At 74.8% G+C, this 1,043-nt stretch carries 1 protein-coding gene; it reads left to right on the forward strand.

Translation table 11 applies throughout. The annotated features are described in order from the left end of the window. Nucleotides 1–130 precede the first annotated feature (130 nt). On the forward strand, nt 131–1,043 hold a 913-nt coding region (locus PV350_RS46690), incomplete at its 3' end, for a serine/threonine-protein kinase (RefSeq protein WP_500339320.1).

The following is a 1,043-nucleotide window of genomic DNA, read 5'->3' on the forward strand; positions in this document are numbered from 1 at the left end:
CGCCGCAGGCCCCCGTGCCGCCGCAGTCGCCCGCGCCCCCGCACACGCACCCGCACCCGCCGCGGATCAACCAGGTGCGGGCCGAACTGGACGAGCTGAGCGACCTGCTGCGCAAGCAGGAGGGCGGTCAGTGAACGGACGGATCGTCGCCGGCCGTTACGAGCTGGCCACGGTCCTCGGTCAGGGCGGCATGGGCCAGGTGTGGACCGCGTACGACCGGCGGCTGGACCGGCGGGTGGCCGTGAAGCTGCTGCGCCCGGACAAGGTGGCCGGCGGCGCCGACGCCGAGGAGCTGCGCCGGCGCTTCGAGCGGGAGTGCCGGGTCACCGCCCAGGTCGACCATCCGGGGCTGGTCACCGTCCACGACGCGGGCAGCGACGCGGACGAGCTGTACTTCGTCATGCAGTACGTGGAGGGCGCCGACCTCGCCGACCACCTCGCCGAGCACGACCCCTACCCCTGGCCGTGGGCGGTCGCCGTGGCCGCGCAGTTGTGCGCCGTGCTGTCGGCGGTGCACGCGGTGCCGATCGTGCACCGCGACCTCAAGCCCCGCAACGTGATGGTGCGTCCGGACGGCACCATGGTCGTCCTCGACCTCGGCGTCGCCTCCGTGCTCGACACCGACACGACACGGCTCACCCACACCGGCACGCCCATCGGGACGCCCGCGTACATGGCGCCCGAGCAGGCGATGAGCGGCGCCGTCGGGCCCCGCACCGACCTGTACGCGCTCGGGGTGCTGCTGCACGAACTGGTCAGCGGCACCGTCCCGTTCGCGGGCGCCACGGCTCTCGGCGTGCTGCACCGGCACCTGTACGAGCAGCCCGTGCCGCTGCGGCAGGTGCGCCCGGAGGTGCCGGAACCACTGGAGGCGCTCGTGCTGCAACTGCTGGCGAAGGACCCGCAGCACCGCCCGGCCGACGCCCAGGAGACCTACCGCCGGCTGGCGCCGCTGCTGCCGGTGCCCGGCGTCGTCCACCGCTCCCTCGGGCCGATGGACCCCACCCGCCCCTTCCTGCGTCCGCTGGCGCCCTGGCCCGACC

This window comes from Streptomyces sp. PA03-6a (genome assembly GCF_033792765.1).
In the GTDB taxonomy this organism is placed as follows: domain Bacteria; phylum Actinomycetota; class Actinomycetes; order Streptomycetales; family Streptomycetaceae; genus Actinacidiphila.